Source organism: Solicola agrisoli, assembly GCF_049059935.1.
In the GTDB taxonomy this organism is placed as follows: domain Bacteria; phylum Actinomycetota; class Actinomycetes; order Propionibacteriales; family Nocardioidaceae; genus JAURVT01.
Genome location: NZ_JBMGQR010000001.1, coordinates 147058 through 165366, shown reverse-complemented (window position 1 = coordinate 165366; position 18309 = coordinate 147058). Strand labels below are relative to the sequence as shown.

At 72.3% G+C, this 18309-nt stretch carries 18 protein-coding genes and 1 pseudogene; 7 read left to right on the top strand and 12 right to left on the bottom strand.

All coding sequences use genetic code 11. The features are described from left to right. Positions 1 to 64: 64 nt before the first annotated feature. The 3 genes from ACI6PP_RS00815 to ACI6PP_RS00805 form a co-directional block, all read right to left on the bottom strand. The gene (locus tag ACI6PP_RS00815) at positions 65 to 835 is read right to left on the bottom strand and encodes an alpha/beta fold hydrolase (RefSeq protein ID WP_421108227.1); all 771 of its coding nucleotides are present in this window, start codon (positions 833 to 835) and stop codon (positions 65 to 67) included. Positions 836 to 904: 69 nt separating this feature from the next. Beyond that, the gene (locus ACI6PP_RS00810; protein ID WP_421108225.1) at positions 905 to 1381 is read right to left on the bottom strand and encodes a heme-degrading domain-containing protein; all 477 of its coding nucleotides are present in this window, start codon (positions 1379 to 1381) and stop codon (positions 905 to 907) included. Beyond that, positions 1378 to 2403 carry a Gfo/Idh/MocA family protein gene (locus tag ACI6PP_RS00805; RefSeq protein ID WP_421108223.1) on the bottom strand — a complete coding sequence of 342 codons (1026 nt, stop codon included), beginning with the start codon at positions 2401 to 2403 and terminating at the stop codon, positions 1378 to 1380. Before ACI6PP_RS00805 ends, ACI6PP_RS00810 begins: the two co-directional genes overlap by 4 nt. 218 nt (positions 2404 to 2621) lie before the next feature. Between ACI6PP_RS00805 and ACI6PP_RS00800 the strand changes: the two genes are divergently transcribed. Both ACI6PP_RS00800 and ACI6PP_RS00795 read left to right on the top strand, forming a co-directional pair. Next, complete coding sequence (locus ACI6PP_RS00800) at positions 2622 to 4799, top strand: glutamine synthetase III family protein (protein WP_421108221.1); 2178 nt, start codon at positions 2622 to 2624, stop codon at positions 4797 to 4799. Between the two features lie 44 nt (positions 4800 to 4843). After that, positions 4844 to 5479 carry a CG0192-related protein gene (locus ACI6PP_RS00795; protein ID WP_421108220.1) on the top strand — a complete coding sequence of 212 codons (636 nt, stop codon included), beginning with the start codon at positions 4844 to 4846 and terminating at the stop codon, positions 5477 to 5479. 7 nt (positions 5480 to 5486) lie between these two features. Here ACI6PP_RS00795 and ACI6PP_RS00790 read toward each other — a convergent pair whose 3' ends face one another. From ACI6PP_RS00790 to ACI6PP_RS00775, 4 genes are read right to left on the bottom strand one after another with little or no spacing between them, the layout of a single operon-like run. Continuing rightward, the gene (locus ACI6PP_RS00790; protein WP_421108218.1) at positions 5487 to 6803 is read right to left on the bottom strand and encodes an MFS transporter; all 1317 of its coding nucleotides are present in this window, start codon (positions 6801 to 6803) and stop codon (positions 5487 to 5489) included. Next, positions 6800 to 7384, bottom strand: coding sequence for a 3-isopropylmalate dehydratase small subunit (locus ACI6PP_RS00785; protein ID WP_421108216.1), 585 nt, complete (start codon positions 7382 to 7384; stop codon positions 6800 to 6802). Before ACI6PP_RS00785 ends, ACI6PP_RS00790 begins: the two co-directional genes overlap by 4 nt. Then, positions 7381 to 8649, bottom strand: a complete 1269-nt coding sequence (locus tag ACI6PP_RS00780; protein ID WP_421108215.1) for a 3-isopropylmalate dehydratase large subunit — start codon at positions 8647 to 8649, stop codon at positions 7381 to 7383. The genes ACI6PP_RS00785 and ACI6PP_RS00780 overlap by 4 nt, the downstream gene beginning before the upstream one ends. A 10-nt stretch (positions 8650 to 8659) precedes the next feature. After that, a complete protein-coding gene (locus tag ACI6PP_RS00775; RefSeq protein ID WP_421108214.1) occupies positions 8660 to 9523 on the bottom strand; it encodes an isocitrate lyase/PEP mutase family protein in 864 nt (287 codons plus the stop codon). 114 nt (positions 9524 to 9637) lie between these two features. Between ACI6PP_RS00775 and ACI6PP_RS00770 the strand changes: the two genes are divergently transcribed. Continuing rightward, positions 9638 to 10408 carry an IclR family transcriptional regulator gene (locus ACI6PP_RS00770; protein WP_421108212.1) on the top strand — a complete coding sequence of 257 codons (771 nt, stop codon included), beginning with the start codon at positions 9638 to 9640 and terminating at the stop codon, positions 10406 to 10408. Positions 10409 to 10427: 19 nt separating this feature from the next. Here the strand turns inward: ACI6PP_RS00770 and ACI6PP_RS00765 are convergent, their stop codons facing one another. Together ACI6PP_RS00765 and ACI6PP_RS00760 are read right to left on the bottom strand one after the other, a co-directional pair. Next, positions 10428 to 10625, bottom strand: a complete 198-nt coding sequence (locus ACI6PP_RS00765; protein WP_421108210.1) for a hypothetical protein — start codon at positions 10623 to 10625, stop codon at positions 10428 to 10430. A gap of 73 nt (positions 10626 to 10698) precedes the next feature. Further along, positions 10699 to 11220 (bottom strand): hypothetical protein, encoded by a 522-nt coding sequence (locus ACI6PP_RS00760; RefSeq protein WP_421108208.1) that lies wholly within the window; start codon positions 11218 to 11220, stop codon positions 10699 to 10701. Between the two features lie 122 nt (positions 11221 to 11342). Between ACI6PP_RS00760 and ACI6PP_RS00755 the strand changes: the two genes are divergently transcribed. Together ACI6PP_RS00755 and ACI6PP_RS00750 are read left to right on the top strand one after the other, a co-directional pair. Then, entirely contained in the window at positions 11343 to 11921 is a 579-nt protein-coding gene (locus tag ACI6PP_RS00755) for a hypothetical protein (RefSeq protein WP_421108206.1), read from the top strand. 87 nt (positions 11922 to 12008) lie between these two features. After that, entirely contained in the window at positions 12009 to 13511 is a 1503-nt protein-coding gene (locus ACI6PP_RS00750; RefSeq protein ID WP_421108205.1) for an aldehyde dehydrogenase family protein, read from the top strand. 26 nt (positions 13512 to 13537) lie between these two features. Here ACI6PP_RS00750 and ACI6PP_RS00745 read toward each other — a convergent pair whose 3' ends face one another. Then, complete coding sequence (locus tag ACI6PP_RS00745) at positions 13538 to 14098, bottom strand: dihydrofolate reductase family protein (protein WP_421108203.1); 561 nt, start codon at positions 14096 to 14098, stop codon at positions 13538 to 13540. A 130-nt stretch (positions 14099 to 14228) separates the two neighbouring features. Continuing rightward, positions 14229 to 14729, bottom strand: a pseudogene (locus ACI6PP_RS23235) (DUF6198 family protein); the annotation flags it as partial. Between the two features lie 80 nt (positions 14730 to 14809). Here ACI6PP_RS23235 and ACI6PP_RS00740 point away from each other — a divergent pair. Both ACI6PP_RS00740 and ACI6PP_RS00735 read left to right on the top strand, forming a co-directional pair. Then, entirely contained in the window at positions 14810 to 15976 is a 1167-nt protein-coding gene (locus tag ACI6PP_RS00740) for an AI-2E family transporter (protein ID WP_421108201.1), read from the top strand. A gap of 68 nt (positions 15977 to 16044) precedes the next feature. Beyond that, entirely contained in the window at positions 16045 to 17073 is a 1029-nt protein-coding gene (locus ACI6PP_RS00735) for an Atu2307/SP_0267 family LLM class monooxygenase (protein WP_421108200.1), read from the top strand. A 107-nt stretch (positions 17074 to 17180) separates the two neighbouring features. Here the strand turns inward: ACI6PP_RS00735 and ACI6PP_RS00730 are convergent, their stop codons facing one another. Further along, a complete protein-coding gene (locus tag ACI6PP_RS00730) occupies positions 17181 to 18164 on the bottom strand; it encodes a hypothetical protein (RefSeq protein WP_421108198.1) in 984 nt (327 codons plus the stop codon). Positions 18165 to 18309 lie beyond the last annotated feature (145 nt).

Sequence of the window (18309 nt, the reverse complement as noted above, 5' to 3'; positions counted from 1 at the left end):
TTCTCCTGGGTCTCGTCGGACTCCCAGGTGAACCTGGGAATCCGACGGGCCGCAGCTGCGTGGCTCAGGACAGGAAGTCGGCCAGCATCGGCAGCAGGTAGTCGGCGCGCAGGGTGACGGTCATGTGGGTGGTGTCGGGGAGGATCGCGAGGCGGGAGCCGGGGATCTTCTCGACCATCTGCGCCGCGTGGGCGTTGGTGGTGAAGTCACGGTCGCCCTGGACGACGAGCGTCGGGGCGGTGATGGTGGCGAGCTGCTCGTCGGACCAGCCGACGAGCGTGCTGCCGAGGCCCTGCATCTTCATGAGGAAGTCGTCGAAGTGCTCGGGGTGGGGCGAGAGCTCGTCGTAGGTGCGACGCATGGCGGCGAAGTCGTCGGCGGTGGGCATCCGGGTGGACGTCGCCATCAGCGCGGGGTCGGTGAGGTCCTCGTGGGTGCCGGTGGTGTCGACCGACGCGGAGATCGGCACGATCGAGCGGACGCGGGACGCGTGGCTGATCGCCAGCTCGATCGCGATCGCGCCGCCGAGGCTGTGGCCGAGGACGTCGGCGGAGTCGACGCCGAGGTGGTCGAGCACCGCGACGACGTCGGCGGCGAACGTCTCGACGCTCATCGGGCGGTCGGTGTCGTTGGTGCGGCCGTGGCCCTGCAGCTCGATGCCGATCACCTGGTGGCTCTCGGCGAGCGCGGGCAGCAGCGCGTGGAAGTCGAGGTCGATGGCGAGCACGCCGCCGTGCAGCAGCACCAGGGGCGAGCCCGTGCCGTGCACCTCGTGGTAGATCCGCACCCCGTCGACGTCGACGTAGCCGCTGGTGGTGGGGGTGGTGCCGGTCATCGGGGTCTCCTCGTGCGTCGTGCGCCGCTGGTCGGTCGCATCAGGTCAGACCGGCGGACCGGTCGGGAGTCATCGGGCTGCGAGGTACCGCTCGAGCACCGAGACCACCAGCGCGTGGTCGTCGCGCTGGGGGAGCCCGGACACCGCGACGGTGCCCACGCACCCGGTGCCGCGCACGAGCACCGGGAACGCGCCGCCGTGCGCCGCGAACCGGCCGGGGTCGAGCCTCGACCGCTCCTCGAACGTGCCGCCCTGCACCCGGAACTGCTCGCCGACGAGCAGCGAGGAGTGGGCGTAGCGGTCGACGACGGCGCACTTGCGGTCGAGCCAGCCGTCGTTGTCGGCCGACGCACCCGGCAGCGCGGCGTGGAACAGGCGCTGCCCGTTGCGTCGCACGGACATCGCGACGGGCAGCGACGCGTCCAGCGCGGCCTCGCGCAGGGCGACGCCCACCTCCCACGCCACGGCCACGTCGAACCCGTCGAACACGAGCCGCTCCTCCTGGGCGACCAGCTCGTCGAGGAACGCGCGGTCGGGTGCGCTCATGCCGGCACCTCGACGCTCTGGCCGGTGGTGGCGCTCCGGCGGGCGGCGTCGAGGACGACGGCCGTGGCGACCGCGTCGGCGGCCTCGACCGGGACGGGCCCCTCGCCGCGGACGGCGCGGGCGAACGTCGGGTAGAACACGTCCCACGAGCCGCGCTCCAGCTCGACGGACCGCACCTGCCCGTCGCGGTGCAGGCGACCGGCGGCCGACGCGGGCTCGCGTCCCCACACGTCGGTGGTGGCCGGGCTCGCACCCGTGATCAGGACGTCCTCCTGGCCGTCGGCGGCGTCGACCACGAACGACGCGTCGGTGCCGGTGACACGGAACCGCGGACCCGGCGCGTGCTGGCTCCAGCTGCCCCACAGGTGCGACACGGCGCCGCCGGCGTGGCGCAGGGCGAGGAAGACGTCGTCGTCGAGGCCGGTCTCGCGGACGCGCCACTCGGTGCTCACCGACCGCACGGGGCCGAGCAGGACGAGGGCCTGGTCGACCAGGTGGCTGCAGAAGTCGAGCAGCACGCCGCCGCCGGCGACACCGGGCCCGTCGGCGGGCGCGTACCGTTCGAACCGGGACTCGAACCGCCGCACCTCGCCCAGCGAGCCGTCGTCGGCGAGGCGCCGGACGGTGAGGAACTCCGAGTCCCACCGCCGGTTCTGGTAGGGGCTGAGCGCGAGTCCGAGCCGGTCGGCGAGCGCGGCGCTGGCGGCCGCGGCGTCGGCGTCGAGCGCGAACGGCTTGTCGCAGACGACCGCGAGCCCGAGGTCGAGCGCCTGGTCCGTCACGGCGCTGTGGGTGTCGGCCGGGGTGGAGATCGCGACGGCCTCGACGCCCGCGTCGACGAGGTCCTGCAGCGAGCCGACCGTCGCGGTGCCCGGGTGCTCGCGGGCGACGAGCTCGCGGCGCTCGGGCGACGACGTCGTCACCGCGACGAGCTCGCACTCGGGCGCGCTCGCGATCAGCGGCGCGTGGAAGTACCTCCCGCCGAACCCGTACCCGACCAGACCGAACCTCACCGGCTCCATGGATGCTCCCTCGCGCTCGTCGTCGTGCCGCGCCCAGTGTGTCGGACGACGCCGACACCGCCTCGGCCTACCCGACCTGGACTAGCCCTTCCGGGTGGTCCTCGGCCAGGACGGCGCCCGGAACCGCACGGTCACGTCCCCGAAACAGCGCGCACCTAGGTTCATCGCGCCACCTCGCGAACGCCCCGCGACGACCACCGCGTCCCTCCAGGAGAGCCATGAGCGCCAACCCCACCCGCATGCACGCCATCACCCAGGTCAAGGCGTACGTCCCGCCGAAGGTGTCGTTCGACGCCGGCGAGGAGCCGGGCGAGATCTACGGCGAGAACGTCTTCAGCGTCACCGCGATGCAGAAGCGACTGCCCAAGGGCGTCTTCAAGTCCGTCGTGGCCACCATCGAGCGCTCCGAGCGTCTCGACCCCGTCGTCGCGGACGCGGTCGCGTCGGCCATGAAGGACTGGGCGATGGAGAAGGGCGCCACCCACTACGCCCACGTGTTCTACCCGCTCACCGGCTTCACCGCCGAGAAGCACGACAGCTTCCTCGAGCCGGTCGGCGACGGCACCGCGATCAGCGAGTTCGCCGGCAAGACCCTGATCCAGGGCGAGCCCGACGCGTCGAGCTTCCCCAACGGCGGCCTGCGCAACACCTTCGAGGCGCGCGGCTACACCGGCTGGGACGTGATGAGCCCCGCGTACGTGCTCGAGAACCCCAACGGCAACACCCTGTGCATCCCGACCTTCTTCGTCTCGATGACCGGCGAGGCGCTGGACCACAAGACGCCGCTGCTGCGCTCGCAGCAGGCGATGTCGGTGCACGCCGAGCGGGTGCTGCGGCTGTTCGGCCATGCCGACCCCGACCGCGTCGTGTCGTTCTGCGGGCCCGAGCAGGAGTACTTCCTGGTCGACACGAACTTCTTCGTCCAGCGCCCCGACCTGCTCAACGCGGGTCGCACTCTGTTCGGCGCCAAGCCGCCCAAGGGCCAGGAGTTCGACGACCACTACTTCGGTGCCGTCCCCGAGCGCGTGCTCGGCTTCATGATGGACACCGAGCGCGAGCTGTTCAAGCTCGGCATCCCGGTCAAGACGCGTCACAACGAGGTCGCCCCGGGGCAGTTCGAGGTGGCGCCGATGTTCGAGAAGTCCAACCTCGCCTCGGACCACCAGCAGCTGCTCATGACGACCTTCAAGTCGGTCGCCCGCAAGCACGGCATGGAGTGCCTGTTCCACGAGAAGCCCTTCGACGGCGTCAACGGCTCGGGCAAGCACGTGAACTTCTCGCTCGGCAACGGCCCGCAGGGCAACCTGCTGCTGCCCGGCGACACCCCCCACGACAACGCGCAGTTCCTGGTGTTCTGCGCCGCCGTCATCCGTGCGGTGCACAAGTACGGCGGCCTGCTGCGCTCGTCGGTCGCCTCGGCCAGCAACGACCACCGCCTCGGCGCGAACGAGGCACCGCCCGCCATCATCTCGATCTTCCTCGGCGAGCAGCTGGCCGACGTGTTCGACCAGATCGCCAAGGGCGGCGCCACCCGCTCCAAGGAGAAGGGCACGCTGATCGTCGGCGTCGACACCCTCCCCGACCTGACCAAGGACCCGGGCGACCGCAACCGCACGAGCCCGTTCGCGTTCACCGGCAACCGCTTCGAGTTCCGCGCGCCGGGCTCGATGCAGACCGTCGCGGGCCCGATGGTCGTGCTCAACACGATCATGGCCGAGGCGCTCGACCACTGCGCGACCGTGCTGGAGCAGGCGGTCGCCGGCGGCACCGACTTCAACGAGGCCGTCCAGGACCTGCTCACCGACATCGTCTCCGACCACGGCGCCGTGGTCTTCAACGGCAACGGCTACTCGCCCGAGTGGGAGGTCGAGGCCGAGCAGCGCGGCCTGGCCAACCTGCGCACCACCGTGGACGCTCTGCCCGAGCTGATCACGCCCGAGGCCGTCGAGCTGTTCGGCACCTACAAGGTGTTCAACGAGCGCGAGATGCACAGCCGCTACGAGGTGGGGATCGAGCAGTACGTGATGAGCGTGGGCGTCGAGGCCAGGCTGACGCTCGAGATGGCCAGCACGATCGTGCTCCCGGCCGCGATGCGCTACCAGACCGAGCTCGCCGGCAACGTCGCCGCGCTCAAGGCGGCGGGCGTCGAGGCCGACCTGTCGACGCTGACGGCCGTCTCGGCGCCGCTGGCCGACCTCCGTGCGGGCCTCGCCGAGCTGGCCACCGCGGTGGCCGCCGACCACGACGAGGACGGCATGGCGGCGGCGACGTACTGCCGCGACACCGTCCTGCCCGCGATGGCGGCCGTCCGCGACGCCGCCGACGTGCTCGAGGGCCTGGTGGCCGACGACCTGTGGCCGCTGCCGACCTACCAGGAGATGCTCTACATCCGCTGAGTCCGGACGGGCGCACGCCGCCGGGCCGCCCTAGGCTCGGCGGCGTGGCCCGACTTCACGTAGACGCGACCATCAGCCCCACCAAGCTCGAGCTCCTCGACCGGTGGGTGCCCACCCGTCCGTGGTTCGACGGCACCCCGGGCGCGGGCCTCGAGCAGGTGGCGGCGTACCGCTTCGACGACCCCGCCGGCGAGGTCGGCGTCGAGACGTTCCTCCTCCGAGCCGGCGACGGCCCCGTGCTGCAGGTGCCCGTGACCTACCGCGACGCCCCGCTCGAGGGCGCCGAGGCGAGCCTCATCACGACCATGGAGCACTCGGTCCTCGGCCGCCGGTGGGTCTACGACGGCGCGGGCGACCCCGTCTGGGCCGCGACGCTGACCACTGCCGTCCTCACCGGGGGCGTCCAGGCCGACCAGGTGGTGGGCCCGGACGACGACCAGCAGGTGCGTGAGCCGTCGGCCACCGTGTCGGGCAGCGGGACCGCCGGCACCGCCGTGCCCGACGTCGGCGTGCTCGCGTCCGAGGACACCGCCACCACCACCGTCGTGACCACCGGCGCCCTGGAGATCACCCTGAGCCGTGTGCTCGGCGACCGTCCGGTGGCCGACGGCTCGCCGGTGCTCGTCGGCTCGTTCGGCGACCGCGAGGGCGTGCTGCTCGCCGTCGTGCGCGAGCTCTGAGGGACCCTCAGACCGGGAGCGCCTTGCGCCCGGTCTCACGCAGCGTCGACACGGTGACGATGCCGACGACCACGACACCCATGACCCAGAACGCCGGTGCCATCTTGTTGCCGGTCGACTGCACGAGCTGTGCGGCGATGTATGGCGCGCTGCCGCCGGCGATGATCGTGCCGATGTTGAACCCGAGCGCCACGCCGGTGTAACGCACGTTGCGCGGGAACAGCTCTGTGAACTGGGGGAACGCCGGCACCTGGGCGAGCCCGTTGAAGAACATGTAGACGACGTAGACGAGGCCGACGACCAGGATGCTCTCGGTGGCGCCCATGATCGCGAACGCGGGCCAGGCGATCACCAGGTAGGCCACGTACGACGTCAGCAGCACCGGACGCCGCCCGAAGCGGTCGGTCAGGACGCCCGCCAGCGGGAACGACAGGCAGGCGATCGCGATGGCGATCGCGGACGTCCAGTAGATCGCCTGCTGGTCGAACCCCTCGCCCGCCAGGTAGATGCCGAAGTACGTCAGGCCGATGTAGCCGCTGCCGTTCATCGCGATGGCGATGCCCACGACGCGCAGCACCGACAGGGGGTGGTCGCGCACCACCTGCAGGAGCGGGCTGCGGACGACCTCGGCCCGCTCGGCCATCTCCTCGAACTCCGGGGTGTCCTCCAGACGCACGCGCGCCCACAGGCACAACGCGGCCAGCGGGATGGAGACCAGGAAGGGGATCCGCCAGCCCCAGGCGGCCATCTGCGCGTCGGTGGTGGATGCGGCCACGCATCCGACCACGGCGGCGGCGACCGAGAAGCCCAGGGTGGATCCGATCGGCGTCAGCGAGCCGAACACGCCGCGCCGACCGGTTGGGGCCGACTCGGCCACGTAGGTCGCCGCACCGCCGATCTCGCCGCCGGCCGAGAAGCCCTGTGCGAGGCGGATGAGCACGAGCAGCACGGGGGCGAGGACGCCGACCTGGGCGTGCGTGGGCAGCAGCCCGAGCAGGGCGCAGCAGACGCCCATCGCGACGACCGTGGTGACGAGGGCGTGGCGCCGTCCGCGCCGGTCGCCCAGCCGTCCGAAGAACCACCCGCCCAGCGGACGCATGACGTAGGCCGACCCGAACACCGCGAGGGTCAGGAGCGTCGACACCCCGGGCTGGTCGCTGGGGAAGAACAGCGGGCCGAGCGTGACGGCGAGGAACGCGTACACGCTGAAGTCGTAGTACTCGATCAGGGTGCCGACGCCGCCGGCGAGAGCGGCCCGCCGGGCGGTCGACGGCGACGGCTCCGAGTCTGTGGTGCTCGTGAGGTCGTGGGCGGTGTCGGTCATCGCAGGGCTCCGGTCGTCGAGGCGGTGGCGGTCGGGTCGGTGGGCGTGGCGCGGGGTCCGTGCTCGGCCAGCAGCAGGTTGAGCGAGCCGCCGGCCTCGATCACCCGGCACGTGCGCGGGCTCGGGGGGTCGCCGTGCAGCTCGCGCGGGAGTGCGGCGGCCGGCAGCAGGACGCGGGCCCGTCGCCAGTCGACCTCGACTGCGTCGCCGGTCTCGACCGCGTCGGCGATGCCGGGGACCGTGAGCAGGGGCATGCCGTTGTAGGTCTCGCCGCGCCAGAACCCAGGCGAGAACGACTCGGCGAGGACGGCCTGGATCCCCAGGTTCCGCAGGGCGACCATCGGCGGGTAGTGAGGGTGACCGTAGCCGAAGTTGCGTCCGCCGACGACCACGTCGCCGGGACGCACGCGGTCGACGAAGTCCGGGTCGTACGCCTGCATGCAGACGCTGCGCAGGTGGTCGGCGTCGTACGACTTGATGTTCTCCACGCCGACGACGAGGTCGATGTCGAAGTCGTCGCCGAACACCCAGGCGACACGACCACGGATGACGTCGGGCGGAGGCGGGTACGCGGCGCTCACCGGTGGCTCACCGCCTCGGCGGTCGTGATGGTCCCGTCGACCGCGCTCGCCGCGACGGTGGAGGCCGAACCCATGTAGATGTTGGCGTCGGTGCTCCCCATGCGGCCGGAGATGTTGAGCACGCCCGTGGAGATGCAGTTCTCGTCGGGCTGCAGCGGCTTCTGGTAGCCGAAGCAGAAGTCGCAGCTGGACCTGGCCACGTGCGCCCCGGCGGACCGCAGGACGTCGAGCAGGCCCTCGCGCTCGGCCTGGTCGTGGACGGCCTGGGAGGTGGGGACCACGTTGAGCTCGACGCCCGGCGCGACCCGCCGCCCGTCCAGCACGAGCGCGGCGGCCCGGATGTCCTCGATGCGGCCGCTCGCGCACGACCCGATGAACGCCTTCGTGACGGGCGTGCCCGCGAGCTCGCGCGCGTCGTGGGTGTTCGCCGAGCGCGCCGATCCGGGCTGCACCACCTGGGGACGCACCTCGGCGAGGTCGATCCGGTGGACGGCCGCGTAGTCGGCGCCCTCGTCGGGCATGACGGGCTGGTACGGGGTGCGGGCGACCCGGTCGGCGCACGCCAGGGACAGCTCGTCGGGCTCGAACACGGCCGACACCGCGCCGGTGAACATCGCCATGCCGCACAGCGACTGTCGGTGGTCGATCTTCATCCCGCGCGCCCCCGGGCCGCCCCACTCCATCACCTGGTGGGCGCACCCGTCGGCACCGTGCCGCCCGATCACCTCGTGGACGAGGTCGCGGCTGTCGACGCCGTCGCGGAACGAGCCGGTGAGCTCGAAGCGGGTCGTCGCGGGGACGTCGAGGTGGACCTGCCCGCTGACCCATCCCTCGAGCAGGTCGCGGCGCACGCCCCAGCCGAGCGCGCCGAACGCGCCGGCGCCGGAGATGTGGCCGTCGAAGTGGATCAGGAAGTTTCCCGGGAGCGCGTACCCGAGCTCGGCCATGACCTGGTGGCCGATGCCGTCGGCCTCGTGGAGGGCGATGCCGTAGTGCTCGCACCAGTCGCGGGTGACACCGTGCACGGCGTCCTCCCGCTCGTCGCCGCGCGTGAGCATGTGGTCGATGAACACCACGTACCGCTCGGGGTCGTCGAGCTCGGTGATGCCGAACTCGTCGTGCATCTGGCGGAACATCACGTCGGTGTAGCCCGGGAAGTCGTAGGCCATCATGTAGTCCGGGCGCGCGGCGACGTGGTCGCCGGCGCGGGCGTGGTCGAGGCCGCCGGCGCGGGCGAGGATCTTCTCGGTGATGGTGCTGGCCATGTCGTCCCCCTCAGCTCGCGTCGGCGGGCAGGTACTTGCGCTGCAGGCTCTCGACCTCGGCCATGCCGATGAGGTCGACGAACTCGTGGTGGGGCATCGCGTCGGCACTCACCTCTGCCGGCGGCTCGCCCTTCGCCAGGCGGCGCAGGGTGGCCCGCGCCGCACCGGCGACCGACATCAGCACCTGCGTGGGCAGGAGCGCGAGGCGGACGCCGATCTCGCGCATGACGTCCGGCGTCAGCTCGCGCTCGGTCCAGGCCGAGGCGGTGAGCGTCGCCATCAGCGGGACGCCGACGCGCTCGTGGCAACGGGCCCACTCCTCGACGCTGGAGAAGGTCTTGGTGACGGGCATGATCAGGTCGGCGCCCGCGGAGACGTAGGCCTCGGCCCGCCGGAGGGCGTCGTCGCCCTTGGCGTCGGTGCGGGCCACGACGAGCAGGTCGTCGCCCCCGGCGTCCTTGACCGCGCGCACCTTGCCCGCGGCCTCCTCGACGTCCACGAGCGGCAGCTCGGCGCCCACGGCCAGCGGGCAGCGCTTGGGGGAGCGCTGATCCTCCATGAACACGGCCTGCACCCCGGCGTCGGCGAACCGGCGCGCGGTGCGCGCGGCGTTGACGGCGTTGCCGTACCCGGTATCGATGTCGGCCACCAGGGGCAGGGTGCTGGACTCGCGGATAGTGCGGACCGCCTGGAGGTTCTCGCTCATCGTGTAGAGCTCGGCGTCGGGGAACCCGAGCGACGCCGACACGGCGAAGCCCGACGCGCAGAGCGCCTCGAAGCCGGCCTGCTCGGCGAGGCGGGCGGTGAGCCCGTCCCAGACGCCCGGCGCGAGCACCAGGTCCTGGTCGATCATCGTCCGCAGGGGGTTGCCCATGAGTCGGTCCTTCCGTATCGTCTTGCGAAACGCATAACGCAATGCGTCATGGGCACTATGGCGAGACCTTGGTCACATGTCAACGCCCGGGTCGACGAGGAGGGCGGGACACGCATGACCGGTGAGCAGGAGACCGTCGGCTCGGTGCTGCGCGCGTGCCGGTTGCTGGGGTCGTTCGGCGTTGACCGACCGGTGGTGACGCTGGCCGAGCTGACGGCCGACAGCGGGCTGAACAAGCCGACCGTGCACCGACTGATGTCGACCTTCGTCGCGGCGGGCTGGGTGAGCCGCGACGCGGCCGGGGCGTACCGGGTGCGCCTGCCGCTGTTCGCCATCGCGTCGGCGGCCCTGGGTGAGCTCGACCTGCGCGACCACGCGCGTGGCGAGCTCGACGGGCTCGCCACGGGCTTCGGCAACACCGCGTTCCTCATGGTGCCGTCGGAAGCCGGAGCCGTGGTCATCGACCGTGTCGAGGGCGGGCGGTCGCTCCAGGTGGCCGGGCTCTCGGTCGGCACCGTGCTGCCGTTCCATGCCGCGGCGGCCCCGGTGGTGATGGCGGCGTTCGACGACGAGTCGCGGGCAGCGCTCCTGGCCCGGGACCTCCCGTCGTACACGCCGCTGACGCTGACCGACCACGACCTGCTGGAGCGGAGGCTGGCAGAGGTGCGCGACGCCGGCTGGGCCTCGAGCCACGCGGACTACCTGAGCGGGGTGTCGGCCGTGGCGGCGCCGGTGACGTCGGGGCCGTCAGCCGAGCTGGTCGCCACCCTCAGCCTCGGTGGCCCCAGCGACGACTTCGAGGGTCCGGCCCTCGACGAGCGGGTCGCCGCCGTCCGGGTGGCGGCCGGTCGCCTGAGCGACTCACTGGCGTCCATGCCCCGCTAGGGGGCCGTGTCCTGGACCCTCAGAGGGGGAGAGGACGCTGCGCGCCGCAGGCGCACTCGTCGGCGAGGACGATCCAGGGCGACGACGGGTCGGTGCCGGCGGGCTCGAAGTGGTGCAGGCCGAGGCGGCACCACCAGGTCGGGTGCGGCGCGGTGACGGTGGACGGGCTCATGTGGGCCAGGAGTGCGGCCGGGCCTCGCACGATACGTGTGGACATCGGTACCTCCTCCCGTCGGGCTCCGTGACCTTCCGATCGGCAGCGAGGGCCCGTTCCTGAGCACTTCGGGGGATCAGGTGCCGGTCGGTCGCGAGGCCAGGGCGGCGAGGGTCAGCAGCTGACGTCGCATCATCACCAGGTCGCCCCAGGCGAGCGCCGACATCACCGGACGGGGGAGGGCCTCGACGCGCAGGACGGCCAGCAGGCGGCTGCCGCTTGTCCGAGGCTCGACCCGGTAGGTGACGGCCATGTCGCCGGTGGCGCGGGCGACCCGCGACGGCGGCAGGGTCAGGGTGATCTCCTCGCCGGGCACGAAGGAGTGGAGCCGGAACACCGTGGCGACCTGCTGCCCCACCTGCAGGTCGTCGAGCCCGGGCGTGAGGGTGCGCGGGCTGCGCCGTCCCAGGTTGTCGACGAGGTCGTAGCTGTAGGGCGCGGCTCGCAGCTGGCAGACCCACCGGAAGGTGTGCGCGGGCGCGGCGTCGACGTCCACCCCGCGCAGCCAACGACCCGGGGCGTCGGGACGCAGGTCGTCGCACGTGTACCTCGCGGCGACCTCGGCGTCGCTGACGCCCCACCGCTCACCCCGTCCCACCGGTCCATCATCGCTTGACGCCGTGCGCCGGCCCACCGGGCCCATCGTCCGCGCTGGAGGGTTCCGCGAGCCTCGTCGTCGTGCCACAGTGGTCGCCCCGCGGCCACGGGCGAGGAGGCACCATGACGCAGCCCGGTGACACGTCCTCCCGGCGTGGTGCGCCCTGGTCGGCCGTGGTCGGGCTCGGCGTCGTCGCGGTGGTGCTCGCCGTCGGCCTGGTGCTCTCGCTCACCCGTGACGAGGCGGCCGCGCCGACCACGGACGTGCCCCGGCGGGACGGCACGGCGGTCGAGCTGCCGACCTCGGCCGGCGGGTACCAGATCCCCGCCGACGACCCCACCGGCCTGGACCGGGAGGCCACGCGCCGGCAGATCACCGACGCGAGCGGGGCGGGCGCCGACGTCGCGACGTACGTCGGCTCCGACGGCCCGGCCTTCACCGCGACGGCGGTGCGGCTCGACGCCCTGCCGCTGTTCAGCGTCCAGCGCCCGCCCGAGGAGGCGGCGGACGTCATCACCCGGGTCGAGCAGGTCGGCGACGTCCGGTGCCAGACCGGTGGCCAGGGCGACGCCCTCCTCGTCCTGCAGTGCCAGCGCAGCACCCCCGGCCTCACCGTGTCGGTGGTACCCACGGACCCGGGCGCGACGGGCGTCGAGGAAGCCTCCGCGTTCGTCCAGGCGCTGTTCGGCGCGCTCGACTGAGCCTCCGGGCCCGGTGTCGGCCGCTGGTCGTAGTGTCGTGCTGCGCCGCCCCGACCCCGACGGGGCGCCCACCGCACGGAGGCACCGATGACCCAGCAGGCAGACCGCACCGCCGACGTCCACGCACCCCTCGGCGACCGGCTGATGCTCGTCGGCGGTCGCTGGGTGGAGGCCGACGGCGGCGAGTGGATCGACGTCACGTCCCCGTCGCGTCGCGGCGAGCTGCTCGGACGCACGCCGCGCGCCCGTCAGAGCGACGTCGACACCGCGGTGGCCGCGGCGCGCGAGGCGTTCCCGCTGTGGCGCGCCCTGCACTTCAAGGACCGCCAGAAGGCGCTGCTGTCGATCGCCGACGCGCTCGAGGACGCCGCCGAGGAGCTCGCCGTCCTGACCGCGCGCGACACCGGCAACGCGCTGCGCCCGCAGGCGCGCCCGGAGTCGCAGCTGCTCGTCAGCCTGTTCCGCTACTTCGGCGGCGTGGCCGGGGAGTTCAAGGGCGCGACGCTCCCCGCCGGGGACGACCAGCTGCAGTACACCCGGCGTGAGCCGCTCGGCGTCGTCGCGGGGATCCTGCCGTGGAACTCCCCGCTGATGATCGCGGGCATGAAGGTGCCGGCCGCGCTCGCCGCGGGCAACACCATCGTCCTCAAGGCCGCCGAGGACGCGCCGCTCACCATCCTGCGGATGGCCGAGATCGCGGCGCCGTTCCTGCCCGACGGCGTGCTCAACGTGCTCACCGGCTACGGCGCCGAGGTCGGCGAGTCGCTCGTGCAGCACCACGGCGTCGACAAGGTGTCGTTCACCGGCTCGAGCGGCGTCGGGCGTCACGTCGCCGAGGTGGCCGGGTCGCGCCTGGCGCACGTGTCGCTCGAGCTGGGCGGCAAGAGCCCCAACATCGTCTTCCCCGACGCCGCCGGCCCCGACCGCATCGTCGAGACCGCGACGGGCGTGCTCACCGCGATGCGCTTCACCCGTCAGGGCCAGTCGTGCACGGCCGGGTCGCGCCTGTTCGTGCACCGCGACGTGCACGACGAGTTCGTCGCCGAGCTGGTCCGGCAGGTGTCGCAGCTCGTGGTCGGCGACCCGCTCGACGAGGGCACCGACATGGGCTCGATCATCAACGCCAAGCAGCACGACCAGATCCGCGCGTACATCGAGGACGGCAAGTCCCAGCCGGGCGTGCAGGTGCCGCTCGACGGCGCCGACGCGGTGCCCGACGGTCTCGACGGCTACTACCAGGGCCCCACGATCTTCGCGGCCGTCGACAACTCGTGGCGCATCGCGCAGGAGGAGATCTTCGGCCCGGTGCTCGTCGTGATCCCCTGGACCGACGTCGACGAGGTCGTCGAGATGGCCAACGCGTCGCACTACGGCCTGGCGGCGTACGTCTGGTCGCAGGACCTCAGCCGCGCGCTCGACACCGCGCACCGGATCGAGTCGGGCTGGGTGCAGGTCAACCAGGGCGGCGCGCAGGTGGTCGGGCAGTCGTACGGCGGTTACAAGACCTCGGGCATCGGCCGCGAGTTCTCCCTGGAGGGCGCGCTCGAGTCGTTCACCCAGATCAAGCAGATCAACGTCAAGATCGGCTGACGCACCACGAGCGACCTGCTCCCGGGCTAGCGCCTCACGTCGTAGCGCAGGTGCACCATGCCGTTGCCGAAGGTGCGCTGGTCGACGAGCCGCAGGTCCAGGCGGGTGCCCTGCGGGTAGAGCGGCGCGCCCCCGCCGACGACCACCGGCACCACGATGACGTGCACCTCGTCCACGAGGCCCAGCGCGAACGCGTCCGTGGCGAGCGTGGGGCCGCCGATCTCGAGGTCGCCGTCGGACTCGTCCTTCAGGCGCGCGACCACGTCCGCGTCGAGGGTGCGCTCGATCGTGGTCCTCGTCGTGACGACGTCGGTGAGCGTGGTCGAGAAGACCACCTTGCGTGCCGCCTGCCAGATCGACGCGAACTCGACGTCCAGCGGTGACTGGGCGATCGAGTCGGCGTCGGTCTCCCAGACGTGCATGGTCTCGTACAGCCGGCGCCCGTAGAGGTACGTGGAGTGGCGCCGCATCTGGCCGTTGACGAACTCCATGACCTCCTCGTCCGGCATGGCCCAGTCGAAGCCGCCGGACGGGTCGGAGAGGTACCCGTCGAGCGAGCCGATCGTGGAGTAGACCAGTCGCGACACGGTCAGCACCTCTCGTCGGGTCTCGCACGTTGCCAGAGGCGGAGCGTGCCGTCCAGGGGGCGTCAGGCGGTGGTGTCGGCGCGGAGCCAGGGCACCGTCCGCGACCACCAGTTGACCATCGGCCGAGCAGGACGACGACCAGCACGGTGCCGGGTCCGACGGCCGCGCCGCCGAGCCAGCCGACGAGCGCCCCGCCGACCTGAACGATCCCGTAGCTCCAGCGGAACGGGATCGGCGGGTTCATCACGATCGCGAGCGCCTCGGTGGGGCCGGCGCCGGCGTCGGCGGCGAGGTACCCGGCGACGCCCGCCGACAGCACGGGCATCGCCGCCACGAGCAGGGCCGCGCGCGCCCACCACGCGTCCGGCGTGCTGAGCAGGCCCAGCACGACGGACACCACCAGCCCGACGACCACCGGCTGGAGCACGGTGCCCGGCCCCGGACGCAGGCCGCGCGCCCAGGTGAACGCGATCAGCAGCACGCCGACCCCGAGGTTGACCGCCCAGAAGTCGACGCCGAGGGCCAGGGACAGCCCGTTGATCATCGTGGAGTAGCCGTCGGACCCGAGGGCGGCGGCCAGCAGCAGCCCCACGCCGACGCCGAGCACCGTGCAGGAGGCCAGGAGCCGCACCGTGGTCGTCCGCACCGGACGATCCTGTCACCCCGCGTGCCGCGCGCGGCGCCGGTCCACCGGTAGGCGACGATGCTGGCATGGCACCTCAGGATGACGACGCCGGCGCGTCCCGCGACCGGCTCCTCCCCACCCGTGAGCAGGTGGTCGGGCAGGGCGTCGCCTGGTCGGCCCGGTGGGCGGGACGCTGGATCGTCATCGCCCTCGGCGTCGTCGTGCTGTGCCTGGTCGTGCAGCGGGTGTGGAGCATCCTGCTGCCGGTGGTCCTCGGCCTGATCGTCGCGACGCTGCTCGAGCCGCCCGCCCGGCTGCTCCAGCGCAGGCTGAACGCGCCGGCGGCGCTCGCGGCGGGCGTCGTCGTCCTCGGCGCCGTCCTGGTGGTCGGGCTGGTGTTCACCTTCCTGGCCTCGACGATCGTCGAGCAGGTCGCCCAGGTCGTCGCCAGCGCGGCCGACGGGCTCGACGAGGTCGCCCGGCTGATGCAGAACGCCGGGATCGAGGTCAGCCAGGGCCAGATCGACACCGCCATCGGCGCCGTCCAGGACCGGTTGCAGTCGAGCGCCAGCACGATCGCCGGCGGCGTCCTCGTCGGCGTCGGCGCGGTGACGTCGGCGCTCGTCAACGTGGTGCTGACGCTCGTCCTCGCGTTCTTCTTCGTCAAGGACGGACGCCGCTTCGTCCCGTGGCTCGCGACCGCCGCGGGCCCGTCCGCCGGGCCGCACCTGGCCGAGGTGCTGCACCGCTCGTGGCGCGCGCTCGGCGAGTTCATCCGCACCCAGGCGCTCGTCGGCCTGATCGACGCGGTGCTGATCGGTGCCGGGCTGTTCTTCGTCGGCGTTCCGCTGGTGCTGCCGCTGGCGGTGCTCACCTTCATCGCCGCGTTCGCGCCGATCGTCGGCGCCATCACCGTCGGCGTGCTCGCGGTGCTGGTGGCCCTGGTGTCCAACGGGTGGGTGGCCGCGCTGATCATCGCCGGCGTCGTCCTGCTCGTGCAACAGCTGGAGGGCAACGTCCTGCTGCCGTTCCTGCAGGGGCGCAGCCTGGGCCTGCACGCGGTCGTCGTCCTGCTCGCCGTGGTGCTCGGGTCGACCCTGTTCGGCGTCGCCGGCGCCTTCCTGTCGGTGCCGTTCACGGCGGTCGCGGCGGTGATCGTCCGCTACCTCAACGAGGTGATCGAGGAGCGGGCCGGGCGCACCGAGGCGGTGGGGGAGCCTCCCGTCGAGATCCACCCCGACCCCGACGCCTGACGGCGGGTGCTTGACTGGGGGCGGCACGCCGCAGCCCGTCCGGCGGCCGCTAACCCCGGGAGAGACTCGTGCACATCGGCGTCGACAGCTTCGTGGCCGCGGTCACCGATCCCGAGACGGGGGAGGAGATCGGCGCCGAGCAGCGCATCCACCACCTGCTGGAGGAGATCGCGCTCGCCGACGAGGTGGGGCTCTACTCGTTCGGCATCGGGGAGCACCACCGCAGCGAGTACTACGACTCCGCGCCGTCGATCCTGCTCGCGGCCGCCGCGGCGAGGACGTCGCGCATCCGCCTCGGCAGCGCGGTCAACGTGCTGTCGGCCGCCGACCCCGTGCGCGTCTTCCAGGAGTTCGCGACGCTGGACCTGATCTCCAAGGGTCGCGTCGACCTCGTCGTCGGACGGGGGTCGTTCACCGAGGCGTTCCCGCTGTTCGGCCTGGACCTCGCCGACTACGACTCGCTGTTCTCCGAGAAGCTCGACCTGCTGCTGAAGCTCCGCGCGTCCACCGACGTCACCTGGTCGGGGCGCCACCGGCCGCCGCTGTCCGGGCAGGGCGTCTACCCGCGTCCGGTCCAGGACCCACTGCCGGTGTGGGTCGGCGTGGGCGGCACCCCGGCCTCGTTCGCGCGCGCCGGGCACCTCGGCCTGCCGCTGATGATCGCGATCATCGGGGGCCAGCCGCGCCAGTTCGCGCCGCTCGTCGAGCTCTACCGGCAGTCCGGCGCCGCCGCCGGCCACGCACCGGAGGACCTCAAGGTGGGGCTGCACGTGTTCGGGTTCGTGGCCGACAGCATCGAGGCCGCGTCCGACACCATCTACCCGGGCTGGAACGAGATGTTCACCAAGATCTCGCGCGAGCGCGGGTTCTCCGCGCCGTCGCGCCTGCAGTTCAACAACACCGCCGGCCCCGACGGTGCGTTCTTCATGGGCGACCCCGCGACCGTCGCCGAGAAGATCGGCCGCATCTCCGAGCAGCTCGGCGGCGTCGACCGCCTGTCGATGCAGATGACCAACCCCCGCCTCGCCCACACCGACCTCCTCCGCGGCATCGAGCTCCTCGGCACCGAGGTCGCCCCCCGCGTCGCCCACGCCTGACGGTATGGAAGTTTCCCAGGTATACCTGGGAAACTTCGCCTGCCACGGAGAACTTCCCGGGTGCTCGGACAGATCTCCGTGCCAGGTGTGACGGGTGGGACGTCAGGTCAGGCGAGGACGCGCGACGGTACGTAGAGGCGGCGTGACTGCTCGATCTCGTGACGGAGTCGTTCGGCGGTGCGGGCCTCGTTCTGGTCGAGCACGTCGGTCCAGACGAACCGGCTCATGCCTGCGCCCGTGGCGCGCAACCGGTCTTCGCGAGCCTTCTCGCGGACCACCGCATCGGACGGCGTCTCACCCTCGCGCAGGTAGCGGACGTACTTGACCTTGCCGTCGAACTCACCCAGGTGACGCCCGTCGAGCCAGCCGAAGTCGGTGCGGCCGGCCAGGCCCAGCGCGTCGCGGACCTCGAGCTGGAGGTCGGGTCGCGGGAGCCCGAAGACCTTGCAGATCCAGCGCACCAGCGTCTCGCCCGGTGACTCGGCCCGGGCGTCGGCGAACGCCAGGACGAGCCTGAAACGTGCTGAGTGGGGCCAGTGAGCGAACAGTGCGTCGATCTCGGCCAGCTCGTCGGAGGTGACGAGGCCGAGGTGCAGCGCCGAGTCCACCATCACCGCCGCACGCTTCTGGTCGACGAGCGTGGCTGCCTGGCGCAGGGCGGGACCTGCGGCGACGACGAGCTGGCCGTGCGCGTTGCGGACGACCTCGGGCAGGACCCCCGACTTGGCCTCGTGGTGGCAGGCGCCGGACTCACGACGACTCGACCCGCCGTCGAGACGCATCACGTGGACGGCGCGAAGGTCGGTGTCGACCGTCGCGATGCCGTGGTCGATCACCGCGGTGGCGTGGGACAACGCGACTCGGTCGCCGAGCTTGTGGGTGATCGCGCGTGACGCGATCAGGTGCCGGTCCCGTTCGTTCAGTGCTCGGAACGCCGCTCCGGGGGCATAGGCGCCGACCCGCACCAGCTCCCACTCGCGGGCGTGGAGCGCTTCGCGAATGTCGCGGTCGCGGTAGCCGAGCGAGAGGAGGAGGGGCCGGGTGAAGAAGCCCCCGTGGGTCGCGGCGTACTGCTCGAGGTGAGGATCCATCGGACGAGGGTCCGACGAGCAGCGGCACGTCTGGGGCTCGTCAGCTGCATCTGTGGACAGCGGGCACGCCGGGCGGTGCCTGTGGACGGGAACCGGCCGCACCACCCGTGCCACTCGGCATGGAGAAGTGGCCCGATACCCGGGA